This is a genomic window from Desulfoscipio sp. XC116, from assembly GCF_039851975.1.
In the GTDB taxonomy this organism is placed as follows: domain Bacteria; phylum Bacillota; class Desulfotomaculia; order Desulfotomaculales; family Desulfallaceae; genus Sporotomaculum.
The window spans coordinates 3,855,740-3,876,020 of the sequence record NZ_CP156660.1; the positions used below are offsets into that span (position 1 = coordinate 3,855,740).

Genomic DNA, 20,281 nt, shown 5'->3' on the forward strand with positions numbered 1-20,281 from the left:
CTTGGGGCAGCCTTTTACTGAGTGGAGGTTTAAGTTAGATGGTAGAATTGGAAGATATCTGGTTTCGCCTGGCCATAGATCACTTACACTTGGGATTATTAATTATTGACCGGAAAGGCCGGATTCAGATTTGCAACCGGGCACTGTCCGGGATGACCGGGCTTAAAGAGAATGAGATTCTGGATCGATCGCTGGCCGCTGTTTCAGGCAGCCGGGAGCACGGCCACAATAAATTGCTGCAAACTATTAACACAGGCAGGGAATTTCAAGACCTTAACCCCGAGACAGTGTTGCCTGTCACAGGCCTTTTTGCTTGTACGGTAAGTACTCGCGTCATTAGAAACCGAAGCGGTATCCCGATAGGTGCCATGGCCGTATTTATACCGGCGGGACGACAGCAGGAATTGGAGAATGCGGTTGTTAAAGCTGAAAAGTTAGCTATTTTAGGACAAATGACGGCGGGAATGGTACACGAAATTCGCAACCCGCTTACATCCATTAGTGGTTTTTTACAATTATTGCAGGAATACTTAAAAGGAACTCCCAAAGAAGAATATGTTACTTTAATGCTGGCTGAATTAAAGCATGTCAACAGCCTGATTGCAGATTTTTTACAGCTGTCCAAGCCCGGTTATGCCAAGCGCGCCAGATGTTCCATTTCTAAAGTAATCACCGATGTGGTCATGCTGGTGGAAAGCGAAGCATTTCTCCGTAAACTGGATATAAAACTGGACATGGCCACGGATATTCCGGCTATTTTGGGAGACAGTGACCAATTGAAACAAGTTTTCCTGAATATCTTTAAAAACGCTTTGGACGCTCTTTCCCATGGCGGTGTGATCTTACTGCAAGCTTTGTGGAACGGGCCTGAAAAATCCGTTCAAGTTATTATCACGGATACGGGTACGGGTATGGATGAGCAAACCATGGCCAACATTTTTGACCCTTTTTTCACCACCAAGGAAAGCGGTACCGGGCTTGGGATGTTCATAATCAAAAAAATTATCGATAATCACAACGGTCGTATTGAGATACAGAGTACGCCGGGAGAGGGCACTACTGTAACCGTGCTTTTACCGGCAGGTTTGTAGAAAACATTTGGCCCTGCATTGCATCCGCATTGGTCATAGACAAGAACCGTACCAACTTGCAAAAGGAGGGTTTAGGTATTGGTGAATCCTAATATTATTATTGAGGTCGTGGTAACTGAGCCTTTGGGCACCAACTGCCGCAAGCTTATATACAATACCGGTCTGGTAGCTGAAAAACTTGGCTTGGAGATAAAAATAACGCGGGGCGACAGCATTAAGGAGGAATTGGGCGAACAAATTGTCCCGCCCTTTATTTTAATCGGCGAACTGGTACTGGGCAAAGATATCGCCCCGGAAAAACTGGAACAGCTTTTAACGGAGCAAAGCAGTTTAAAGTGAACTCGTTCAGCTAAAACTGAACAACGGGGCTTTAGATGGGGATGCTACCCCACCTGAAGTAAAAATAGGAACCTCCACTATAGAAGTGGGGGTTTTGGGAATTGATTAACAACCGATAGGGGGATCACTCATGCAAGCACAGATAGACTGTTTTTACTGTTATTTAAAACAGGTTGTTACCTGTATGGATATTGCGGACATCGAGGAAGATAGACAATACCAAATCCTTTTCGACTTGATGGATGAAATTAAGAAAATGGACCGTACCAAGACACCCGCGGAAAACACAACGGAAATGTTATTGCAACTATACCATAAAATCGGAAACGATGACCCTTACCAAGAAAGCAAAGTAAAATCCAATATCCTGGCCCGTAAGCTGTACCCCGAATTAAAGGATTACCTGAAAGAATCCCCGGACAGGCTTTATGATGCTTTAAAGATATCCGTTGCCGGCAATATCATAGACCTGGGGATAAATAAAAGTTATGATCTTGATGCCAGCTTAAAATACAGTTTAAATGCGGATTTCGCCAGGAATAATTATAAAAGGTTTGTAGAAAAACTGAACGCCTCAGACAGTGTGGTTATTATCGGAGACAATGCCGGGGAAATTGTTTTCGACAAGCTGCTTGTTGAAGAACTAATTCGCCTGGAGAAAAAAATTACTTATATCGTGAAAGATAGCCCCATCCTCAATGACGCTACTATGGATGATGCCCGGCAGGCCGGCATGGACAAAATTGCCGAGGTTATCACCACAGGATCGCCTTACCTCGGCATGCCATTGTCCAAAGTCTCCGGCGAAGTTAAAAAGCTTATGGAAAAATCAAGCCTGGTCATATCCAAGGGACAGGCCAACTTCGAAACATTGGAGCACGAAAAACTGGCCAAAGACAGGATCTTCTTCCTGTTGAAAATAAAATGTGCATGTATCGGCGAGGCGGCCGGAGCAAAGCTGGGGAACATTGTGTTTTTTACCCGGTAGCACCTGTACTTCCACCCGTCATTGCTATTAATACAATCTGCGGCACTTGAAGTTCGTCGTTACGAGGGGCGAAGCGGTGAAACGATCTCAATTCGAAAGCCATGAAGATCGCTTCACCGCCCCGCAAAGACAGCTGCAAAGCATCCGGAAGAAAATAACCGGAGCTTTTTCCGATAGGTTTTTAAAGCCGGCTAGCTAGCTTTAACTATTACCCACCACAGCATCTAATAAAATCTCCCTTTTCCACGCCCGCGTCCTTTTCGGCCCGGGCCCCTTCCACGCCAATAACCACATCGATTGCGACCATAACCGAATTGTCTGTATGGCCCTTTTTGGCCTGAAACCCGGTTTTCTGCCATGGAAGCAATTAAATCGTAAAGCCCTGTGGCTATACCGGCGAGAACAGTGAATATACCGGAATACTTTGACTCCATTGAGAAATCCGTACCCGTTCCGGTTTGAACCGCTCTCGAATCTTTTTGATAATTTGTTGCAGGCGGTCTAACCTCGACGACAGCTCCATTAGGGCATACTTGATAACACATGCTGCAATCATTACACAGTTTGTTGTTTATATTAGCTTTTTGATCGACAAAGCTAATCGCTCCCGACTGGCAGGTTTTCATGCATTTTCCACAACCCGCGCATCTCGTTTCGTCAATATAAAACATTAGTATCGCCACCTTTATTTTGAACATAGGCTCAAAATAAAGGTAACATGCTTACATTTTATTGTCAAGCTGTTTCCGGTTGTTTGAGAGACGAATGGATCGGCGCCTCAGCTTGCTGGAACGCCCTTAATAGCATTGCCTCCCGTTTCTTCCAAATTTGATTTTAGAAAGACGGTTTTGCACTGCCCCATCGCCATCGTATGCCGCCCTCCCATTGCATTATGGGTTTTATTGATAATTAGCTCAGCTAATGCACAAATTTGTTGGATTACGGAAACTTTTTCGGCTCGAAAAACGTCTATATATAAGAGAAACATGCGACGGAGGTAACTGCATGAGATTGAGAAAATTATATACCGCTTTATCCCTGGCCGCCTTACTGGCAGCTCCTTCTTTATGCCTGGCCGATACTGATGTGAACGCTCAGGAAACGGCCGATAAAAAGGTGGTATTAACCCTGGACAGCAACAGCGCGCTTGTTAATGATGTCCCTTGCCAGCTGGAGATTCCGCCGGTAGTGGTTGAGGGAACAACATTTTTACCTGTACGCTTCGTTACAGAGGAAGTCCTTGGCGCAGCTGTTGTATGGAATACCGACGCAAAAACAGTTGAAATAACCAAAGGCGAGGTACAAATTATATTGTCCCTGGAAACAGGACAGGCCATGGTTAACGGGGAGGAAGTGGAAATTGGCAACCCGCCTATGGTGAAAAACGGGCGCACCCTGGTGCCGCTGCGTTTTCTGGCGGAAAACTTTAATATGCAAATCGAGTTCGATCCCCTGGAAAGGAGCATTACTATCATTAACATCGCCGAAGACACCCCGGAACCCGTTAATCTGCCTCCGGTGATAACTTCGCTGGGACTGCAGCGGGACGAAATCAAAATCGGCGAGGTCCCCAATTATAATTTTACGTATGATAATGAAGTGGGAGAAGATATCATTGCCGAAGAGTGGAGCTGTCAATTTACGGGGGACACCCAAATTATCACGGGCAAACCCCGGGCTTTCTTCCGGCCCGGTGAATATACTTTATCTTTAAGAATAAAGGACGCTTCGGGAAAATGGAGCGAAACTTCCACCACTAGATTTACCGTATCCGATGAGAAGCTCATAAGTGAAATGGACTTCAAGTTCTCCAAACCCATTTACGGTGAATTATATGAAAACATGGAGGAGGTTAATTTTAACCATTATCCGGCCAATGAACAAGTAACCTTTGAGCGTACCGGACCGACACTGCATATAAGCAACAGCCCGGAGGTGGCAGCTCAGCCCGGCATTCTTTATCAAAGTGAAGCATCCGGCGATTTCAGGCTTTTTTATCACCACCTGAACGGCTCCGCCGAAAGGATGTACTTATATGTTATAGCGGAAAATAACGGAGCGGAACCGGTTGCTTTAACGACCTTAAAATCCGGGGTGGGCGGCCCCACCAGCGATTACATGAATCTCGGACAAACAGTAGCCATGCGCTATCTGCCGTCCAAGCAATCGGGTACGATCACCATTATGCCGGGGAAAAAGGTCATACTAAACCCTGGCCTGCGACACCTGAATAAGGGGGAAGCAGTCACAGGCATGCAGGACTTTTTGGCAAACGGCACCATTACTATTAGCGTGGTCATGGGCCCCGAAAAAGCGCCGGAACCGGAAACCCCACTTGACCCCGGGCAAAATCCGGCCGAGACCCCGATGCAGGATGATTCACCAATACCACCGAACAGCGCACAAACGAATAATGACGATTTGAATTCAAATAATACCGGTGAGACATTTCAGGCAGAGGATTTGACTAATATTAGCTCACTGCTGGCAGATAAGGACTTCGACCCCGCCAGGGTATTTATAGAAATAAATGTGGATAACGACAACAAGTCCGACGACAATAAGTCCGACTCGAATGTGGATTCCGGTGAAATGAATGTAAATTCCGATGAAATCAATGAACCGACTAAAGTCAGCAAGCCGGCTCCAGCTAAAACAGCGGAGGAAATACTAAAAGAAAAAATTGAATACCTGTTATCCCTGCCCGTTCTACCGCGGAACTCGCAGCAAATAAGAGGCGTTTTTTCCAACGGGGACTGTTTGATCGATATTAAGGCAAACGACGGGCAACTTGCAAAAATAACCTTGGGCAAGGAAGATCCCGGCTTTGACAGCTGGATGGAAGGCACAGATCCGCTTACCGGCGATAATATAAAAAACATCGGCAATTACGGAGTAGTCTACCGGATCAAATTAACCGCCCCGGTTAAAACAGGGCTTTTGTTAAACCCCCGGGGCAGCATATTTAAGGGAGCTTTTCTGGGCTCTGACAACCAAGTCTACAAGGCCCCGCATATCAATTTCTTTAGCGGACTGCAAAAAGCCGCCGTACTGGGCGTACTGGAAGCAAGTCAAACAGCGAACTTTATCTATACTCCCCCCAGCGGTTCCGATACACCGCTGGTAATTGCCCTGATACCGGAGGAATTCTGGGAAACAGACGGCAAGTAAGCAAACCCAAGCGCGCAGACATTTAATTCGGTCCCGCGCGCTAAATCATCTGTTTGTTGACTTCATAAATATCTATAAGTCTATGCCTATTTCGGGCAGGAAGCATAGCCGCTATCACATTCTATACCATAACTAAAGTACAATGTATTAGTCTCCCTTTAAAAGACCAAGGAACTGCCGCTAGATGCAGCAACTCCTTGGTCTTATCTTTGGGGAATAAGCAATACCCGCCATTATAGATTAATCACGCAGTCACTCAAAAGCAAGAACAGACGGCAATCGCCGGTCAATAAGTCTTAGCATGACATAGCCTATACCGGATATTCCATTGAAGAACGAAAGGTCATGTATAGTATCATCAAAACATTCCCGATACCGGGCCGCCCTTTTTAAAGCTTCGTTATAAAGCTCCGCATCGTCAAGTCTGTTTGATACGGTAAGCAGTACATCAATCAACCCGAAGTTGCCCCAACCGAGATCGTTTTTGCTCAAATCAACGGCGTTCCTGATAAGGTTAAGGACAGCTTTCAAATCACTGTTCCGCTGCCCCAATCCTATAATATCGCCGGCTTCCAGCCTGTTTAAGCAGATACCCGCGGCTCCGGTACACCATGAAAGCTGAATTTCAGCACTTTGGCCCTCTAAACCCGGCCAGGCGTACTCTCTATCCCGAAGTATATCGTTTTCATAGCAAACGGCTTCACGGGCAGCCTGCATATATCTGGCCTCGCCTGAAACCTTATAAAGTCTGCCAAGCGCCATCGCAATACCCGAAGCCCCCCTGGAGAAAGCCGGAACAGGCCGGTTAGCAAGAGTAAACATACCCGAGGGCTTCCAGGCCTTTAAACCGTTAGCACCTTCCACCCTGCATGCCAACAAGTGATCCGCGCATTTTACGGCCCGCCGCAAAACCTCGTCGAAGGGACATGCTCCATATAGAGCTAAGAGACCGAGTATGGCGCCCGCAGAGCCGGATATCACGTCATACTCATCATCATTGGCAATCAACCGGTCGCTGATAGTCCGAGACAACTGCAATGCCTTGCGCAATAGCAATTCATCGGCGGTCAACTCCCATATCTTTACAAGTACATAAACAATTCCGCCCAGCCCTTTACCCGCTCCGATACGCCCGGTTCCCGAGACTCCTTTCTGAACCCGATCCGCAGTTTTAATCATTTCATTAACCAGTTCAGCTGGGGGAAATTTCATATCCGCTTGATCACCCAGGATTTTTCGGCAGGCTGATAAAAACAGGCATACACCCGCTTTTCCGTTATACAGGTTGTCATTCATAATATTCAATTCTATGTACGGATTAATCCCTTTAACAATGTTCGGCCAGGTCACGCTTGTATCAGTTATTATAGCCCGGTCACAAATATAACCGGCTATCGTCTCCGCCGCCTCCGGCAAGCGTTCCCGGTTGATCATACCAACGTGCTGCTTTCTGTTTATTATATTCCCTTCCGCAGTCCGACCCCTGCTATCTTGCACTACCGCATCCTTAACTCTGAATGACTCTCCGATCAGTGCACACTGCTTGGCCAGGTCATCTTCACTCATGCCGTAGATCCTGCATTTCGCAACCGCCATGGGTGTATCCGTGAAAAAGTTTTCTATAACCCGGCCATTTTCATTCTCCAGCCGGCGGTTGCAGGTGTTAATATAAAATATGGGGATATCACCCCGATCGAAAGCTTCGTGTTCCAGCCTGACAATGTCCCAATGCGCGGGTTTTTTACTGTCGGCCAGCAGCGTCCGGCTGATTTTGTCCAGCCTGATGCTGCGCAATATACCATTTTCCAAATACTGTGGCCGCATTGAATTGTAAAGAATAGTAAAATACAGGTTTGTTCTCCTGAATACATACCGGACCCTTTTATCTTCAAACATACTTAACGAACCGGCTGCGGAAAGAAGCCTGTCTCTGTGACGCAGTATCGCATTGTAGGCTTTTTTAAAGCCCGCCTCAATGTCTTTCAAATACTCCCCGGGTTCTACCCGCTTACCGTCAAGATATACGCAGCTCTTGCTTTCAGCCGCACCCCGAGCAGCAACGGCCTGTTCATCATTATGCCCGCCCCCAAGACCGGCAAGAGAAAAGCAACCGTTACGGTCCCTAAAAAACTGGACAGGTAAAAGTGACGTTTCCAACACAGTGTGCTCGCCCGGCTTTGATTTTTCATGTTCGGGCGAAGGCTGCAGTATCACTTCCAGATCGACAGCTACCGGGTATTCCCCTTGAGCGATTATATTTTCGTGATGCAAGTCGCCGCCGGCAAGAAGATACATTATACAAAGCAGCATACCGCCGCGCCTGTAATAACCGACTACCTCCCGTTCATTCCGGCACGGAAGGTGCTCGCAGTATTCAACCCAGCCATGACTTCCCCGGTTCAGGATTTTCAATACCCTGAACATGTCCTCATTCTCCAAGGCATTTATTTGCGCGACAAGATGAAAGAAGCTTTCCTCTATCCCCAGGTCGCGCGGTTTGAATATAAGCTTAAGCTTGCTCTCAAATGCCAGTTTTATTACACTTCGTCCTCCGCTATGCGGGTCAGAGAGACCGCATTCAATCCGGTTGACCCTGCCCGGATGCCACTGTTCCCCGAAAACCCCGCCGATGAGATCCATATCGTCGGCAAGCGCGTTCAGGAGCTGAGCCGAAGCATCAACCCAGAATAATGTAAATTGAGACATCAACCTGGCCATGACCGGATATTTCCCGAATACTTTGAGTATCTCTCCTTTAAGCAGGGCATCAATAAAGACAGGGTATCTGCTGTTCCCAAGCTCCATTTCCGCATGTAAAACATCAACCGAAACAAAGCTAAGCCGCAAAAGCAGGAAACGTACCAGGCCGGTAAATGCCTGCAGGGTAAACAAATCGTTTATTTTTCCGCTCCGCTCGTAAAGCCGCTTAATACCTGTATTGGCAAAGAGCATCTGAATTTCTTCAAACGGGTGTTTTTCATCCTTGAAGGCATGAGGGCTTTTGCAAAGCTCACTGGCAGTGGTACGGCCGGCCAGCTCCAGCACCTCCCCCAGCAGCACCGCCCACGGGGAGTCCTGCTCTCCTTGCCCCGTTACGGCATCCGCCATCAGCCCCAGCGCCGTTTGATTATCAATACCGTCCCAGGTTAACCTTTTTTTAAAAACCAGGTTATCATTGGCGGCCGCATACTCTTTCCACTGCTTTAACCTTCGCTCCGCATTTTCCGTATCCAGCGCATGTATAGTTTTGCCTGAAACAACGTCCAGTCTTTCATATAATGTTTGCGCATGCCAAGCCATGTCTTGCACATACTTGCCGACAGTTCCCATATCAAATATCCTTAAGCCATGTAAATGATGGTATGGGCTTACCAGCCCTTTTTTTATTGTAAACGGTTTCGCGAGTTGCAAGGCTCAAAACCCGTCCGCCCAAATTCAATACCAATTTCCATTCCTTAAGCCTGCCGATAACATCATTCAATTCCAGTCGTCTTATGTTCAGCCCGTAATGCCGGTTGAAGTTTTCCAACAACTGAACAGCCGGCCTAGGCCGCCTGCAAAATTGATGCACTTTATGTTCAAGCCCTTCCAGGTAGTATTCATGTTGGCAGGCACAATCCCTGGTGTCTGTTATAATAGTCATATCCTCCAGTTCACACATGATAAGCTGCGGCTTGCCATCTTTCTTGCAGGCGATTGGCAGGCCACCACTTAAGTCCGAGCTCCAGCCTGAATAAAAGGCCCTGTTCCACTCGTCAAAACATGCCTTAATCCGCTGCGCGCCCGAGCCCGCACCTCTTCCCTCCCGCGTATAATCTTCAAAAAAACAGGCCATATTTTCAATTTCACAGCTATCAAGCGGATATATATAGGCATATGTTTTATACGGCGACAAATTAAGCCCATACTTGTCTTGCCGGTTGTAATAAGAGCTGAAACGGTCAAATCTTATTTTGCTGATACTGTCCGGCGGTTCAAGATGGTAAATCAAAGGAAGCCACTGCGATGTTTCATCATTCCAGGCATCATCTTCTCCCGGTATACCAATAAGGTAATTCCACGACACCTTGATGCCGTTTTCCATAGCATATTTAAGCAAAGCTATATTCCAAGCCGCAAAATTCCCCTTGTTCATTAGCTTCAGCGAGTTGTCGTTAAGACTTTCAATGCCCGGCTGAATCCAGGTGATGCCGGCTCGTTTCAACGCCACAACCTGTTGTTCATTTAAATTGGCTTTGGTCTCGAAAAAAAATGTATTCAACGGCCTGCTTGCCGATATACGGGGCAGAAGCTCCTTGAAATGGTTCATGTCCATAATGTTGTCCGAAGCAAAAAACCTGTGCAGCGAATACTTTTGCGACAGCGCGGCAATCTCATCAATTACCCTGTCTGCCGACTTCCTTCTGAACTTCACATTTTTTCCGTTGAGCCCGCAAAAATTGCACTTATGTTTTTGCCCCCACCAGCAGCCCCTTGATGTTTCGATCATTAAAACAGGGGTTATGCCTTCCCTTGCCGATAATCTTCCCAGTTCCGCAAAGTAATCCGCATAATCAGGTACGGGAACACTATCCAAATCATCTATCATCGCCACGGGTGAAGTTAAGTCGTTATCCCTCACCGCACGCACATATTCCCGGGAAATCACGCCATAAGGCAAAACCTCCTGCTTTACAGCAGTCCCGTCAGCCAGTATCTTTTCGCAAAAATCAGGAAAATTTAAGTCCGCTTCCCCCGACATGACAAAATCCAGCCACGGAAAACACCTTAATGTTGTCTGCCCCATGACCCCTTCGCAATTCGCCCCACCCATAATCGTAATCACTTCGGGATTCAGTTCCTTCAGTTTTCTGAGCAGGGCCAGTGAGGAACAGTGCTGCTGGAACATTGAACTGCAGCCGGCAATACGGGGGTTCATTGCCAGTATCCTTTCGGCCGCCTCATTGATAAAAACACCGGCTTTTTCCCTCATTTCCAGCAGGAATTCAACGATATTTTTATGTTCACTGAATTTATTAAGGATAATGTCTATAAAACCCTCTTCATGATATGATGCCGCCAGGGCCAGATACTCGTCATCACCGGCGTGAAAACCCGGAAAAGCGGCCCTTGAAAACGTCCATTCAGCCAAAAGACTTGCCGGATTTAACAAACGACAGATTAGATTATAATTTTTAATGCCGATTTTCTCTGCAAACCAAAACTTCGCATAAACCGCCCCGGCATCTATCCCTTTTCCTTTTGCTGCCGCAACCAACTGTCCGATACCAATGGAAGGCATGTGCAATAAATCGTACGGCATTGAAATAATACATACATCCGGCATTTTAATCCCCCTATCCTTTTCCGTCGTCGTCAGCCGTTTAAATATGGACTTGCTTTCGTTGATCTATCCGGTTTTCAAGCTGTTTTTCCTTCAACCTCATCCGCATCTTCCTTATTGCATCATACGAACAGCGGCTTGAGGCATGACATGCTTGACAATTAAAGCAATTAAGAGATGTGTAAAGCCGTTTCAGAATCTCACGAGGCTCCCCGGCATGCCGCATAACCTGATCCCAAATATCACAGGTATAAAACTTATTCAAGAATCCAATGGCTTTCTCATCCCCGATACCTCTCGTTAACGCACCGGCATAATCCCTCAGGCAGGCATAATAAGCCGCGTTAGCGTCATTACGGCTCTTCATGCGCGCGGCGACATATCCGAATCCCCTGTACGCTTCATTATATTTGCCCAACCTGTAATAACAGGCGGCCAGCAGAAAATCCCAAGCCGATTGTCCGCCGGGAAAATCAGGCTTTAACGGCAATCCGGCGCTAAACTCCAGACTGTTCTCAAGAGCCCAGTTCCTTTTATATGACATATATCTGACTAATTTTTGCACATCTTCTTCAGAGGCCTCAGGCAGCTTTCTGATGATATTTTTAACAACATCCAGAGTGCTTTTTTCTCTTAGCCTTTGGGTACCGAAATTAAAAATCTCACTGTAACCGGGCACAACTATTTGAAAGCTGTGAAATCCCAGATATGAAACATCGCGAATCATTATTTCATGACCTTGACCTGCCAATTGGCTGATTGCATACTCTAAAAGCTCACCGTTGGTTTCCCCGCCATGGTCATTAAACGGAGTGAACTCATAACTGTACTTTTCGGAAAAGAACTGTTCCGGATACTGCCCTGACGCCACCTTTAAAATATTGTGCAGATTGTCCGGTCCGCCGACCTGCTCAAATCCGTTGGCAATACGGCAAACTTGGGCCGCGGTTGAGATATCCCGCCCCTGGAACATCTCGGTAAGCGTCCTTTCCAAGGCTATTTCGAACACCGGGTGAGCTCCGAACTTGACGACATAAGCCCGGGCATCCAGATTAATCAGGACAGAAGCGATAACCGGGAATCCGCTGTCCAAAGAGCAGTCTTTAATGATCAACTTGTAATTTCCCTTGCTTTCTATCTGCCTGATAATACCGTAAAGACGTTCATATCGGCGCAAATACCATTCAGGGATGGTGGGAGGGGTTAATCTTTCAGTAATGATTCGCACATTGGCATGGCGTTCGAACAGCTCCGACAATCCCTGTAACAGCGCTTCCTCACGGGTATTCCCGGCGCATGTCCCGTTGCTGCCGTATATGGCTCTGAGAATGGATACCGGCATATAGTACAAGTCACCGGTCCGCAAGCTGCAAAATGGGATGGCCACAAAATCATGGCCGCAGCCCCGGGGTACGGCAAAACTCCACCGTTTAAGCAATGCATACCTCTCACCGATTGCTCCGTCAGGATCGAGAAGCCTTGCCGCAAGTGAACCGAGCATACCGCTTCCGGGCTTGATTTGCTCATCTTTATGCCTGATTATATCAAGCAACTTATCCACCCACGGGTTATCTTCCCGGGCCAGTTCCTTGATACCCATCAGTCTCTCGTCCGGTGCATAATAAAAGCCGCAGTGCTTCCACACCTCTTCATCATAATCGCCGGAATAAAGCAAGTCGTTCTGGATTCGCTCCATTAACTCCGCATAGGCACTGGCCAGAGCAAATTCAGACGTTGCCCCCTTGCCGTTCTGCCCCATACCTGTTCCCGCAATTTCCACCCTCAACGAGTAACACCCGTCGACCTTGGAGTCCGTCCATTTATCAATAGTGGATATCCCTAATCCATGCAAGATGTTTCTTATCTCATATACCGTGTCCAACGGAGGAGTTTCTTTGAACTTGTTTCGCAGCAAAAAGCTCATAAAACACCCCCGGTATTAAAGATTTCAGCCAGTCTTTCCTGATTGATCGGATTGGCGGCATACCTCTCCTTCAACACCTTAAGCACCTTCTCGGTCCCTTTGTAGCAGCAGTATTCTCCGGCCTGACAACTTTCGCAATCCCAACAGGTGAATTTAGGATAAATGCGCTCAAAAACCTGCTCCGGCTCATGCAATTGGCGAATAACCTTTTGGGCAATTTCCAGCGGGTATATTTGCCGCAAAATAGCTTGAATTTCTTCTTGGGCCAAGCCGGCAGACCTTGCTTCGGCATAATCCGCCAGGCATTTGTAATAGCAATATTGCTCATCTTCACCGCCGTCATGAACAGCGGCCACATTTCTCAATACCCGGCAGGCTTCGTCCAATCTGCCAAGCTTGTACAGGCATACAGCCATAAGCAAGTCCACATCGGCTAAGCCGCCGGGCAGCGCTTTAACAAGCGGTCGCCCGATGATCAGGTGCATCCGGTTTTCCAGCAGTGAATACCTCTTAAATCGGATATATCTAACAACTCTTTCCAGTTCTTCATCGGAAGCCCGGCCAAGATTACCGATGGTTTTTGACATAGCCGTGTACGTCTTTAGTTCCTTGACCCTCATTAAGTCTGCAGGATACATTTCACTAAAACCCGGAACAATGATTTGGTAACTGGGAAAACCAAGAAATGAAACATCCCTCACCAGCAGGTCATAACCTTGATCAACCAGAAGCTTAACCATGTGCTGAAGCATTATTTTATTTAAACGCACATGACGGTCATCCATAAATGGCTTGAATTCATAGCTGAATTTATCTGCAAGCAATTCCGCGGGATATTGACCCGCACCGACTTTAGCGATATTAACAGCGTTATCTCTGTGATAAAGGAATTCGTCCTTAAATCCTATTCTGCAGCTTTGGGTAAAGCTTTCAATATTTTGCCCCTGGAAGGCTTCGGTAATCGTCCTTTCCAGAGCAATCCGGAATGATGGGTGAACGCCCAGCTTCATACCAAAGGTACCCTTGCGGGTATCTATGATCATAGTTCCTACCACAGGGTATTTTTCCCCCAGGGAGCAGTCTTTTACCACTACCCGGTAGCGTCCGCTTTGCCGGATGGCCCGGATGATCCTGTACAAGCCGGGATAGTTCATCAGGTAACTGTCCGGTATGGTTGGGGGAGTTATCCGATCGGTAATCAGTTTTTTATTAACATAACGTTCGAATATTTCCGATAACCCCTGCACCAGAGCTTCCTCCGGGGTATTCCCCGCGCACATCCCATTGCTTCCATATATAGAGCAGTACATGTCATGCAACAAATATTGAATATCATTTCTTTTAATACTGTAAAACGGGATAGTAATCGCGCCGGAGGGATAACCGGGGGGATTGAATACCGTCCAGTTTTTTATGCACTCCAGCCTGTCGTTACTTTTAATTTCAGGCATATGTCCCATGGTCTCAGAAAGGACATAATTCAACATGTCATTATCCATTTCGGCTATTTCATTATAAGAGCAATATTTCTCATCAGGAGCAGCCACAAACCCGGCATGGGTTGCGGCCTCATCGGTTAAGCCGCCAAGATACAGTATCTTATTCTGCATACGCTCCATAAGCTCCGCGTAGGCACTGGCCAGCGCGTAAACCGGGTCGGTTCCCTTACCATTCGAGCCCATGCCCGTACCGGCAATAGAAACCCTCAGGGCATGGCATCCTTCAATTCCGGAATCTATCCAATCATCAATGGTCGGGATACCCAAACCGTAGAGAATATTTCTTATTTTATGTACCGTATCCGCCGGTAAGGCATCTTTAAACCTGTTATAACTTAAATTATCCATTTCGGTCACTCTTTTCCCCGACAACCAGCGCATTAGCGCCCCCATGCCATTCCCAGATGAGGTTTTCTCCAATATTCCGGAGCAGATAATCCCGCCTGGCAAGCAGGAGCCTCAGATAGCGGTCACACTCGTCCCGGCTGAAATATTTTCCTGTCTCCCCCAGCTCCATATAGTTCAGCAGCTTTTGTCTTTCGGCTTCATACATGCCCATGATATATTCCTGCTTCTCACCGGCAGGCACAGCCGCATTACTGAGAGAGAAAGCCTTGCCTATCGGATAAAGACAAACGTTGTTCAAACCGGCCTCGGCAAAGAAATGGGGTATTTCGGATGTAGGGAGCCCCCCGGTGTAATTTGACAGAGGATTAATTGATTGGTACATGTTCCATACTTTCGCTTCCAACTCAAGCAATTCTTTATGCCAGGCGCACTCAACCGGGTAGTAGCCCTTATGCCAGGTCTGATTGACAAAAGACATGGCGGTGATGGATGCAATCATACCTCCGGGTCTGGTTACCCGCATCATCTCGGATAACGCTTTTTTCGGATCTTCCACACTGGTAAAAAAAGTATGGCTCACCACAATATCAAAACTGTTTTCGGTAAAGGGCAACTTACAGGCATCCCCGACAATAAATTCAAAACTGCCCTTCACACCTTTATCTTGAACCGCCCTCCCGGCTTGCTGTATAAATACGGCATCGGTATCAATGCCTGTAATTTTCAAGTTTTCCGCCCCATCAGCAAGATAACGGGCAAAGCAGCCTGTCCCGCAGCCTACGTCCAGCAGTTCCATTCCCTGTGTAATACAGCAGTATTTCATAATTAAAGGCCTTAAATCATCGCTCAATAATGCTTTTCTTGTCATTTCCATATAGGTGGGATTCTGAAAATATTTAGACCATCTCATCATTCAAGCCCGCCTTCTGATGTAAAAACTGGTAATTAACCGCGACGGGCAGAGCGATTGCACTGCCCTGCCCGTTATCACGTTTAAATCCGGCCGCTCAAACTTATATGGCAGCTGCGGCCGCAGGTCCTGCCGCACCAATGGTAGCGGTAACAACAGTAACTGTATTATCATCGCTCCAGCCGCCCGCCACTTGCTCCAGATCGTCATCCGAAAGCTCGCCTTTGTTTTTCGTGATCGACTCGTTCAGCTTCTTCATGGTGGAAGTAAACTCATCAAAACTTAATCCGTCAACCGCACCCTTGGCAACCTCAAAAGCTTCCTCCGGGCTCTTGCATGCTTTCAGCTTATTCTGCAAAGCCTCATCCTTGCCCAGCTTTTCGATAAAACTCTTCATTGCCTCTGTCATGTCCATAACCTCCCATTTTTTAATTTATCAATAGGTCTGACGACCTTATGACCGATGGAACCATTACTCTCTCGCCTTGCAACTGTTTATACAAAAAACGATAAAAAGTAGCACATAAAAATGCAAATATAATCAATTTACCGGTAAACTTCATCGGTTACCATGATTAATTCAAACGGTATTTTAAAACCTATTTTCCCGGCAACCTTGGCGTTAAATGCGATTCTCGGCGCGGATTGAAATGCCTGAGTTAATTCCCGGGGCTTAGCTCCTCTCAGACATTTTATTATAGTGTCGGCTCCGAAACGCCCCACGTTTAATTCATCCATTACAGATACTGTCATCAGTGCCCCGTTTTCGACTTCCACATTTCCCAGCTGTGAAAAAACAGGTACACTATTTTTATAAAACGGAGTAAATAACTCCGGCAGCTTTGCGCTTTCCAGTGAAGCAATGGTAACAAACATGGCATCCACCCGGGGCGCCAGCTTGGCATATGCTTCCCGGACCTCCCGATAGTACCGCTGATAATCCTCCGGATTACGGGGTTCATCCACATAATACCGTACTATTTCAAAGCCTTTTTCCACAGCCAAGGCCTCAACCTCATTTACCGCCGAGTAAACCCTTGCTATATCGGAATCCTCGTAAACCATGCCCAGCTTTTTAAATTTCACGATGTCGTAAAACACATTGAGCTGGCGTTCAAAACGATTCGGGTCCATATGAGCCCATACGTGATCACGTCCTGAATCTTGCACCGAATCAATAATCCCCGCCCGCACAGCATTAGAGGCGGCAAAAACAAAAATATCGGTATCATGGCGGCTATCGTTGCCTAATACAACGCCCGCCTCTGTCCCCATCACCACCATGAGATCCAAATCATCCGGTTTATTTAAACGCTCAATTATATCCGCATTATTGTCGCCTTTTTTTAAGTTATAAAAGGCATCATCCACAAATTCGATATAAGGGCTTACCTCCCTGGCTGCCAACCAGCGCCAGATATTCCTGGCGTCATTACTGTTGCCGACGCTGTCAAACCCTTTAAGGTCGGTGAGCCAACCCCTTTCATACAAACCATTAACAATCCCCGCCAGCGTTTTAGAGTAAGTAATAAATTCCTCGCTTTCACAATAGCCGATTCGCCACTTGCCGCCGTCTTCTCCGGCAGCGGGAATAAGAGCATCGTCCTCACCCGTGGCCCGGGAAATATTAAAGGCAATTGACCCATTGAAATTCATGGTTAACAAACAAATGACAATGAAAGAAATTATTACTATTCTTTTCAGTGCGCCTCACCCTTCTCTGTAATTAGAAAAACAATTAGAAAAACGAGTTCAGCCCCGGCTTGTTTATCCCCTTGGATCAACCTTCTTGAGATAAAATTCGATAACTGTGAATTTTTTTGGCAAACATTATTTTTATACCCTCTTCATCCTTAAACTGGGAGAAGCCCAGATATCCATTGTTTAATAACTCCCGCTGTTTTTCAAAAAAAGTACCGGGAACATGAATTGTGCTGCTTTTATCCAACCGCACAGGATTAACCAAATTTTTATATACAACATATCTATCCCATTGGCAATACATTTTACATAATTTAACAATATTTAAGCCCATTGAGGTAACGGTTTTAATACTGGGATAGTTATAAGGCGATACTGTGGTAAACAAGTACCTGTAATTTTTTTTCTTTTTTGCCCGCCGGGCCAGCATACCCGCCATCCTTTTTTGCAAGTTATTTCCCCGCCAATCGGGATGAACCAGCGACAATTCCAGCTGCGCCACATGCGTTAATTCTTGATCATCAAAACCAAGCTGCCGGGCCATATTATCCTCGCGGCGGCCGGGAAATAAAATTGAACAAACGGCGCACAGCTTACCCTGAACAAATAGCCCGATGCTCTCACCATTACCGTCCATTATTTCATAATGTTCCTCCGGAGTTAAGGAAACGCAGAAACTCTTGTTTTCCATTAAATTGATTACAAAATTTTGCAAACCTATAACTTGTGGCATATCATCACGATCAAGAACCCTGATTATGTAAGGGTAGAGCTGCAAATCCCGGCGTTTAATTATTTCTCCCTTTTCTATCACTCACGCCAACCACCTCAAAAGTAAAAATCAACCATATTTACCGCGTTCTTGGCATATAATTGATATGCCGGGTGCACAACCAATTATCAACTGGGAACATAAAGGTAATGCTCACAATCAATATCGCTGCTTTTTTATACAATAAAAGCTAATAAGTATCACAAAACAATTTCACATCAGCTTAACAGCCTATATACCGTCCTTTTTATCTAATATATCGTTCAAATTAACCCCACCGGCAACCATATCCAATTCATCATCCTCTATTTCACCGTTTTCCGGAATAGCCGACAGCATCTTTTTTATTCGGTTTATCCGCTCCCGGTTTTCCGGGGTATAATCCGCTTTCGCCAGCATCTGAGCAAGGAATAATAATTCTTTGTATTCTTCATCACAGCCCTCGTACTCAGATGAGCTGCCTGACTCCCCGGATACGATCTTGTCTATATCTGCAATGAATGACTCCAAGGAATGTTTATCGCACATTTGCTTTACACCTCAAATCACAATTTGGCTTAATATACAACTCCCTGCTCCTTTAAAATGTCCTTTAACTTTTTTAAGGACCTGTAGAGAATTGTTCCGACATTACTTTCCGTTATGTTCACCATCCGGGCGATTTGGCGGTTGGTTAGGCAAGCTCCGAATTTCAGCGCAATTACATTTCTTTGCCTGTCGTCCAGGCCCATAATTGCCTTAAGAAGAAGTTCTTTTAATTCCCGGTCGATAATCAAATCCTCCAGCCGGTATTTTGATTCCACTTTCTCCAAGTCGATAGGCTCCGTATGCCGGTTATTCTTCTTGAAGTAATTGATTATAGTATTGTTGGCTATAGTAAACAGCCACGTGCTGAACTTGCCTTTACCCGGGTTGTATGTATTAAACTTTACCAGCACTTTTTCAAACACTTCACTGACCAGGTCTTCCGCCGTACTAATGTCGCCTACTCTGTAAAGAATGTATTTGTAAACTTTGGGAAAGTATTCATTATATACTTCGGAATATAAATCCGAATGTATTGTTTGTACGGGAATACCGTTAAAGTTCAATTTCAGCGCACCTCTTCCCCTAAAAAGGCTTCCAAACCGTTTTCCAGCAACTTTTTCTCCATATTTTCCGACGCCAGCTCAACTAAATTCATCTTGGACATGGCTAACAGCATTTGATATTTTCCCTCACCCTGATAAAAACACGGAGCATACTTGTCACTGAATATTTCCAGATTACAAGCCGCGTTATAAATATAAAACTTTAATTTTTCAAAGGCCCGACCCGATAATTCCTTGTCTTTTAAGTAGTTGGCCAGCCTGCCTCCGGTGCGATAAACGGGGTAATCCTCCAGGCCCATAAAACAAAGAAACCAGTGCGCCCTGTAGCTGCCTGTGGCAGCTGCCAAGCCCATGTAATCGGCAATCAGTTCATCCAATAAATGATTGCGGGCCGAATTCCAAAAACGCAGCGTGCAATAATGCGTAGCCTCATGTTCCCGGCGAATATCCAGGGATAAACGCCTCCACCGCTCACCGGATATACCCAGCATCTCAGCGGGAACATTGCTATATTCCTTGTCACTGAGTATTAAAAATGTATCCCTGTAAAACTCCGTTTGGGACTTCATCTTTTCAAATTCCAGTTGCCATAATAAGTCCGGGTTTTCTTTATGACCGTTGGCACTGTGCCATTTTTCTTTGTACTTTTTTACCCGGTCCCAATTGTTATAACCCTTAATCATACAGGCGCCCATAGAAGGTGGTATCAATACCGGCTCGTTTCTGTGGGCAAATACGCGCACTAAAGTTTCAAAATCACTCCTGTTCCCAATCTGCATTACCGGTATTCCGCCGGCAAGCGTTTGATAAAGATATACTTCAATATTACCGGGCTCTTCCAGTCTAACCCCCGTTGCTTCAGGCATTGCAGAAGTCTCGGCCCCTTTCCGGGCAGCCGAACGGTAATTGGAATTTTGGCTCATTCCTTCTCTAACCGGAAAATTAAGCTGTATCAACCTTTGTTGCAGGGAAGCGAGAAAGCCATGTTGAGGAATATCCTTTATATATTCCTCCCAATCCCGGACAAAGAGTTCATCCGGCAGGGGTATTCCCTGCCGGGGTTTAAAATGGGTATGATCGAAATAATTTTCCAGCAGAAATGACAATTGTTCCTGCATGGTCCC

At 46.2% G+C, this 20,281-nt stretch carries 16 protein-coding genes; 4 read left to right on the top strand and 12 right to left on the bottom strand.

Annotated elements, in window-relative coordinates; translation table 11 throughout:
• Nucleotides 1–38 precede the first annotated feature (38 nt).
• From ABDB91_RS18085 to ABDB91_RS18095, 3 genes are all read left to right on the top strand, one after another.
• Nucleotides 39–1,091, top strand: a complete 1,053-nt coding sequence (locus ABDB91_RS18085) for an ATP-binding protein (RefSeq protein WP_347489101.1) — start codon at nt 39–41, stop codon at nt 1,089–1,091.
• A 78-nt stretch (nt 1,092–1,169) separates the two neighbouring features.
• On the top strand, nt 1,170–1,430 hold the full coding sequence (locus tag ABDB91_RS18090) for a hypothetical protein (RefSeq protein WP_347489103.1): 261 nt from the start codon (nt 1,170–1,172) through the stop codon (nt 1,428–1,430).
• Nucleotides 1,431–1,560: 130 nt separating this feature from the next.
• Nucleotides 1,561–2,418, top strand: a complete 858-nt coding sequence (locus tag ABDB91_RS18095) for an ARMT1-like domain-containing protein (protein WP_347489104.1) — start codon at nt 1,561–1,563, stop codon at nt 2,416–2,418.
• A 224-nt stretch (nt 2,419–2,642) separates the two neighbouring features.
• Here the strand turns inward: ABDB91_RS18095 and ABDB91_RS18100 are convergent, their stop codons facing one another.
• The gene (locus ABDB91_RS18100) at nt 2,643–3,089 is read right to left on the bottom strand and encodes a 4Fe-4S binding protein (protein WP_347489105.1); all 447 of its coding nucleotides are present in this window, start codon (nt 3,087–3,089) and stop codon (nt 2,643–2,645) included.
• A gap of 334 nt (nt 3,090–3,423) precedes the next feature.
• Between ABDB91_RS18100 and ABDB91_RS18105 the strand changes: the two genes are divergently transcribed.
• The gene (locus tag ABDB91_RS18105; protein ID WP_347489106.1) at nt 3,424–5,589 is read left to right on the top strand and encodes a stalk domain-containing protein; all 2,166 of its coding nucleotides are present in this window, start codon (nt 3,424–3,426) and stop codon (nt 5,587–5,589) included.
• Between the two features lie 252 nt (nt 5,590–5,841).
• On the opposite strand, the gene lanM is transcribed toward ABDB91_RS18105, so the two are convergent.
• The 11 genes from lanM to ABDB91_RS18160 all read right to left on the bottom strand — a co-directional run bounded on the left by lanM (nt 5,842) and on the right by ABDB91_RS18160 (nt 20,275).
• On the bottom strand, nt 5,842–8,919 hold the full coding sequence (lanM, locus tag ABDB91_RS18110; RefSeq protein WP_347489108.1) for a type 2 lanthipeptide synthetase LanM: 3,078 nt from the start codon (nt 8,917–8,919) through the stop codon (nt 5,842–5,844).
• Nucleotide 8,920: 1 nt separating this feature from the next.
• A complete protein-coding gene (locus tag ABDB91_RS18115; protein WP_347489109.1) occupies nt 8,921–10,915 on the bottom strand; it encodes a RiPP maturation radical SAM C-methyltransferase in 1,995 nt (664 codons plus the stop codon).
• A gap of 37 nt (nt 10,916–10,952) precedes the next feature.
• Entirely contained in the window at nt 10,953–12,836 is a 1,884-nt protein-coding gene (locus ABDB91_RS18120; protein WP_347489110.1) for a YcaO-like family protein, read from the bottom strand.
• Nucleotides 12,833–14,716 (bottom strand): YcaO-like family protein, encoded by a 1,884-nt coding sequence (locus tag ABDB91_RS18125; RefSeq protein ID WP_347489111.1) that lies wholly within the window; start codon nt 14,714–14,716, stop codon nt 12,833–12,835. Before ABDB91_RS18125 ends, ABDB91_RS18120 begins: the two co-directional genes overlap by 4 nt.
• Entirely contained in the window at nt 14,676–15,596 is a 921-nt protein-coding gene (locus tag ABDB91_RS18130; RefSeq protein WP_347489112.1) for a methyltransferase domain-containing protein, read from the bottom strand. The genes ABDB91_RS18125 and ABDB91_RS18130 overlap by 41 nt, the downstream gene beginning before the upstream one ends.
• A 100-nt stretch (nt 15,597–15,696) precedes the next feature.
• A complete protein-coding gene (locus ABDB91_RS18135) occupies nt 15,697–16,002 on the bottom strand; it encodes a Nif11-like leader peptide family RiPP precursor (RefSeq protein WP_347489114.1) in 306 nt (101 codons plus the stop codon).
• Nucleotides 16,003–16,139: 137 nt separating this feature from the next.
• Nucleotides 16,140–17,249 (bottom strand): ABC transporter substrate binding protein, encoded by a 1,110-nt coding sequence (locus ABDB91_RS18140; RefSeq protein WP_347489116.1) that lies wholly within the window; start codon nt 17,247–17,249, stop codon nt 16,140–16,142.
• A gap of 124 nt (nt 17,250–17,373) precedes the next feature.
• Nucleotides 17,374–18,108: a GNAT family N-acetyltransferase gene (locus tag ABDB91_RS18145; RefSeq protein ID WP_347489117.1), complete on the bottom strand. Its 735-nt coding sequence runs from the start codon at nt 18,106–18,108 to the stop codon at nt 17,374–17,376.
• 189 nt (nt 18,109–18,297) lie between these two features.
• A complete protein-coding gene (locus ABDB91_RS18150) occupies nt 18,298–18,594 on the bottom strand; it encodes a hypothetical protein (protein ID WP_347489119.1) in 297 nt (98 codons plus the stop codon).
• 29 nt (nt 18,595–18,623) lie between these two features.
• On the bottom strand, nt 18,624–19,157 hold the full coding sequence (locus ABDB91_RS18155) for a sigma-70 family RNA polymerase sigma factor (protein ID WP_347489120.1): 534 nt from the start codon (nt 19,155–19,157) through the stop codon (nt 18,624–18,626).
• A gap of 2 nt (nt 19,158–19,159) precedes the next feature.
• Nucleotides 19,160–20,275: a hypothetical protein gene (locus ABDB91_RS18160; protein WP_347489122.1), complete on the bottom strand. Its 1,116-nt coding sequence runs from the start codon at nt 20,273–20,275 to the stop codon at nt 19,160–19,162.
• Nucleotides 20,276–20,281 lie beyond the last annotated feature (6 nt).